This window comes from Mesorhizobium sp. M5C.F.Ca.IN.020.32.2.1 (assembly GCF_004023105.1).
Taxonomy (GTDB): Bacteria; Pseudomonadota; Alphaproteobacteria; order Rhizobiales; family Rhizobiaceae; genus Mesorhizobium; species Mesorhizobium wenxiniae.
The window spans coordinates 1-5,281 of the sequence record NZ_RZSX01000431.1; the positions used below are offsets into that span (position 1 = coordinate 1).

The window sequence follows — 5,281 nt, forward strand, 5'->3', positions numbered from 1 at the left end:
GTGTTGGCACTGGAGCCGGCCAGCGAACGGACGGCGCTCTCGGCTGCCTCGCGCGCCGTGCTGAGGATGGAATCGCGGGTGCCAGCCAGCGACTTCTCGATTTCGTTGAGACGGGGGCTGATGTCCTCGAATTCCGGCAGTGGCGTGCCGGGCTTCGAAAGATGCGCCGACAGACCGGCGACTTGCGCCTCCAAGCTGCGGATCAGGGCCGGGTCGATGCCGGCGACTTGTGCCGCGGATGAATCCAACCGGCTTGAAATATCTTCGAGGCGGCCTTCCAGGCCACGGATCGCCGCTTCGCTTGCGGAATCGGGAACGCGCGTTTCCATGCGCTGGGCCAGCGCGCTGAAGCGGGCGTCGATGGCGTCCATGATGCCGGGCCCGTCGATCTGCGGCACACGTTGGTCCAGCCTGTCGACGACTTCGTCCAGCCGGCGCTCGAGATCACGAAACAGCATGTTGCCTTGTTCGATCGCGTCGCCTTGGCGGCGCTCTATCATGCCGGACAGCACGTCGAAACGTTGCTCCAGCCCCTGGAAGATGTAGTCGGCATCCGGCATGGCAGGCGCCCTGTCGATCTTGTCGGCAATGAGCGCGATCTGCTTGTCGAGACGCTCCATCGCCTGCTCCGGCAAATTGGCCCGGCCGGCAAGATCATCGACCCGGCTCGACAGCATGTTGAGGCGGTCAATAATCTCGCCGCTCGGGTGAACTTGCGTGACTTCCTCGATCTGCTGGGCAAGCGAGGCGATTCGCTTCTCGATTCGTTCGAGGGGTTCGGGGTCGATTGAATTGGCTTGCGCGGCGACGGTGGATGCGACGATAGCGCGGGAAATCTCGTCCAGCCGCTCGTCGATCATACCGAATGTTCCGCTGCCGCGATTGTCCTGCTGCCTGGCGAAATGATCGACGGCACCGGCAAGCGTGCGGACCTTTTCTTCGAGCGACCGCAGCGACAGTGATTCCGGCAAATTGTTGACGGCATTGCTGATCTGTTCGAGCCGGTCGGTCAGCATCGAAAGACCGGGTGCGTCGGACCGCTTGCGCTGATCGGCATCGACACGGTCCTCGAACGCGGTCCAGCGGCGGTCGAAATCGTCCCAGCGGCGCCCGACCGCCTGCACGCTCTCCTCGCGCGCCAACGTGTCGAGCGCGGCCTTGACCTGCTCCAGCTCGAGCCGGAGCATGTTGACGCTTCTGTCGTCGCTCTTTTCAGCAAGGGTCTGGATGGCGCCGGAAAGCCGCTCGAACTCGACGCCAAGTTCGGCGCTGCCTTTGCCGCCCCCCGATTGGCCACCCGGCTGGGCGCTTGCCTGGAAAGCCCGCTCGATGTCCTTGCGCAGCGCTTCGAATTCGCGCTGCAGGCCGGCGGTCATCTGGTGGCGCAGTTCCTCGCGCAGACCGCGCAATTCGCCGGCGATCTTGCCGACCACAGCGACGCCGTCTTCTTGGCCGCGGACGCGGTCGATGTCGCGGGCGATCGCCTGGTAACTCTGGTCGAAGGTAGCCGGCGCCGGGCTTTTCGGCGGCTGTGCGAGGCGCGGATCCTCATAGGGTCGGGCGCTGGCATAGCGCGGCTCCGCGCTCGGCCGGCGCGGATCGAGACGCTCGCTCATGTCCTCGCGCGTCCGCTCCAGCCGCTGCTCCAGCGTTTCCAGGGAACGGTTGAGCTGTTCAAGCGTGGTGTGCGGCCTGCGCTGCCTGCCGGCGTTGAGTGTATCGAGATAGGACCGCTTGCTGTTCATCGATGCGCCCGTTCAGAATTACTGCTGGCTTATGACCAGCTTCCCAAAGTCCTGCCGGAAACGAAGGCGGCCGCGCGGCTTAGCTACGGCGGAAGACCAACTTCCCGGGTTTCACCCGCGCTCCGAAAAACCGTGAAAAATTCGCTACAGAATAAACACGGGTAACCGACATGCGCACATTTCGCCCAACGTGGTAAACAACGCGTTAACTAAGCTTAAGAAGTTACAACGTGTTGGCGGGCCGCCTAAAGCGCCGCCGGGCCATGCGGTGCCGGATGCGGCAAAAGTTCCTCCCCACAACGCCCTTGCTTCGTGAGGCGGCTATCGGTATACAATTGACGTAAACGTAAAGATGCAGACTGTGCCGTTTGCGATTTGTTTGTTGAAACCACGAGTGGAAGCACGCCCCCGCTTCCACTCAGGCGACGCAAGGTGCGGGACCGCGACGCCACCAGATGGGGAAGCCAGTGACCATGAAACTTGTTTCGCCCGGCGAAGCCGCGGCCAATACCAATAACATGTCTGATAAAGCCGGCGAGGATCTTGTCCGCATCGGCGAAATGGCCAAGAAATACGGAGTTACGCTGCGCACGCTGCGTTTCTACGAGGACAAGGGCCTTCTCAATCCGCAGCGCGACGGCTCGACCCGTCTCTACACGCGCCGCGACAAGGCCCGGCTGAAACTGATCCTGCTCGGCCGCAAGGTCGGATTTTCGCTGCGTGACGTCAAGCAGATGATGGATCTGTATGACCCGACAGGCTCCAACACCAAGCAGTTGCGACTGGCGCTCGACAAGTCGGAGAAGCAGCTTGCCCGTCTGCAGAAGCAGCGGGCGCTGATCGACGACGCCATCAACGAGTTGAGCAACTCGATGGCGGCGGTCCGTCAGATGCTAAGCGAACGTGCGGCGCCGCAGGCCAGCGTCGCCGGATAATTCGATCTCGCCGGCTTCCGGTGACCGGGCTTCTGACGAATGAGAGCCGTGTGGCCTTGGCCGCGCGGCTCTTTCTGTCTTCCGGCTGCGTCGGGATGACTGCATTTCAATTTGTTCCGCACTGGCTTCAACGGTGTAGCGCCGCTACGCTCACGGGGTGAGGCTTCGGGAAAATTTGTCGCTTAAAAAAATTGACGTTTACGCAAACGTCAACTTTTGCTATCCCCGACCTGAACATTGGTCCGCATGCTGTCCCTGACTTCTTCTTGGGGCTTGATTTCGGGCCAAGGCCGCATGGTGGAGGAAAACGCATGCCGATCTACAGGGCGCCGGTCCAGGACACACTGTTTGTGCTGAACGAGGTACTGGGCTACCAACGCTATTCCAACCTTCCCGGATTTTCCGACGCGACGTCGGATGTGGTCGAGGCCATCCTCGCCGAGGGCGCCAAGCTCGCCGAAAACGTCATGCAGCCGCTGAACCGCGTCGGTGACATGGAAGGTTGCGCGCGCCATGACGATGGCTCAGTGAGGACGCCGAAAGGCTTCAAGGAGGCCTTCGACCAATATCGCGATGGCGGCTGGATGGGACTGGCCGCACCCGTCGAATTTGGCGGCCAGGGTCTGCCTTACGCGGTGCATACCGCTGTTTCCGAATACATGGTTTCGGCCAACATGTCGCTGATGATGTATCCCGGCCTGACGCAGGGCGCGATCGCGGCGATTATTACTCACGGCACTGACGAGCAGAAGGCGATCTGGCTGCCGAAGCTGGTCGAGGGCGCCTGGACAGGCACCATGAACCTGACCGAGCCGCATTGCGGCACCGATCTCGGCCTGCTGCGCACTAAGGCGGTTCCCAATGGCGACGGCACCTACAGGATCTCAGGCCAGAAGATATTCATATCGGCCGGCGAGCACGACATGTCGGACAACATCGTCCACCTCGTGCTGGCCCGCATTGAGGGCGCACCGGAAGGCGTGAAGGGCATTTCGCTGTTCATCGTGCCGAAGCTCAAGCTCGATGCATCAGGCAATCCTAGCGAGAAGAACACCGTGTCCTGCGGCTCGATCGAGGAGAAGATGGGCATCCATGGCAATTCGACCTGCGTCATGAACTATGACGAGGCGCAAGGCACGCTGCTCGGCGAGGCCAATGGCGGGCTGAAGGCCATGTTCACGATGATGAACGAAGCCCGGCTCGGCGTCGGCCTGCAAGGGCTGTCTCTGTCGGAGGTCGCCTACCAGAACGCTGTGTCCTATGCCAAGGATCGCCTGCAGGGTCGCTCGTTGTCCGGGCCGAAGGCGCCGGACAAGAAAGCCGATCCGATCATCGTCCATCCCGACATCCGCCGCAGCCTGATGACCATGAAGGCCTTCAACGAGGCCGGCCGCGCGCTGGCGCTGTGGACGGCGATCAAGTCGGACATCGCTCACCGTGCCAGTGACGACAAGGACCGCCAGGCTGCCGACGACTACACCGGCCTGATGACGCCGGTGGTCAAGGGCGTGCTCACCGACAAGGGTTTCGACCACGCGGTGATGGCGCAGCAAGTGTTCGGCGGCCACGGCTACATCGAAGAGCACGGCATGAGCCAGTTCGTGCGCGATGCTCGCATCGCCATGATCTACGAAGGCGCCAACGGCATCCAGGCACTCGACCTCGTCGGCCGCAAGCTGGCCTTGAATGGCGGCCGCGCCGTGCAGGCCTTCTTCAAGGAGGTCGGCGAATTCTGCGAGGAGAACCGCACCGACGAGAAGATGGCGCCTTTCACCAAGGCGCTGAAGAAGGGCCTCAACGATCTGCAGGCGGCGACGATGTGGCTGATGCAGAACAGCATGGCCAAGCCCGACAACGCCGGCGCCGCCTCAACCGACTACATGCATCTCTTCGGCCTTGTGGCGCTGGGCTACATGTGGGCGCAGATGGCCAAGGCAGCCGGGGCGAAATTGGCGAGTGGCGCCAATGGGCCTTCGACCTTCTACGACAGCAAGCTTGTGACGGCGCGCTTCTTCATGGAGCGGATCATGCCGGAAACGTCGGCGCACGTCGCCCGCATCTCCAGCGGCGCCGAGACATTGATGGCACTGCCAGCGGAAGCGTTCTAAGCTCGACAGCGTCGGTACAGCCGGCCTTAACCTGTCGATACACGGAGGAAATCGTGGCGACAAATCCTGCCGAAGTGCTTGCTTTGCCCAAACCCGCCTGGGCGGCGGATGAGGTCGGCATGCTCTACGACATGGCGCACCGCTTCATGTCGGAAGAGATCGCGCCGCGCTATGACGAGTTCGAGATGAACGAGATGGTCGACCGCGAGTGCTGGCTAAAGGCGGGGGCGGCCGGTCTGCTCTGTGCCTCGATGCCGGAGGAATATGGCGGCTCGGGCGGTACATTCGCGCATGAGAGCGCCATCATCGAGGCGATCGGCCACGTCGGCGTCGACGGTTTCGGCATCGGCCTGCACAATTCGATTGTCGCCCCTTATATCCTCCATTATGGCTCGGAGGAGCAGAAGAAGAGATGGCTGCCGAAACTGGCGACCGGCGAGCTGATCGGCGCCATCGCCATGACCGAGCCCGGCGCCGGCTCCCACCTGCAGGG

General features: G+C 62.4%; 3 protein-coding genes and 1 pseudogene. 3 read left to right on the forward strand and 1 reads right to left on the reverse strand.

Annotation, left to right across the window (positions count from 1 at the left end):
- Positions 1 to 1,745, reverse strand: a pseudogene (locus EOA86_RS20815) (peptidoglycan-binding protein); the annotation flags it as partial.
- 473 nt (positions 1,746 to 2,218) lie between these two features.
- On the opposite strand from EOA86_RS20815, the gene EOA86_RS20820 reads away from it, so the two are divergent.
- The 3 genes from EOA86_RS20820 to EOA86_RS20830 form a co-directional block, all read left to right on the forward strand.
- Positions 2,219 to 2,680, forward strand: a complete 462-nt coding sequence (locus EOA86_RS20820; RefSeq protein ID WP_127211562.1) for a MerR family DNA-binding transcriptional regulator — start codon at positions 2,219 to 2,221, stop codon at positions 2,678 to 2,680.
- Positions 2,681 to 2,991: 311 nt separating this feature from the next.
- A complete protein-coding gene (locus tag EOA86_RS20825) occupies positions 2,992 to 4,788 on the forward strand; it encodes an acyl-CoA dehydrogenase (RefSeq protein ID WP_128343371.1) in 1,797 nt (598 codons plus the stop codon).
- 53 nt (positions 4,789 to 4,841) lie between these two features.
- The coding region (locus tag EOA86_RS20830) for an acyl-CoA dehydrogenase family protein (RefSeq protein WP_206630086.1) at positions 4,842 to 5,281 on the forward strand (440 nt) is incomplete at its 3' end.

Excerpts from the sequence above, each read along its gene's own strand:
- EOA86_RS20820 (WP_127211562.1), top strand. The coding sequence starts at position 2,219 with ATGAAACTTGTTTCGCCCGGCGAAGCCGCGGCCAATACCAATAACATG.
- EOA86_RS20825 (WP_128343371.1), top strand. The coding sequence starts at position 2,992 with ATGCCGATCTACAGGGCGCCGGTCCAGGACACACTGTTTGTGCTGAAC.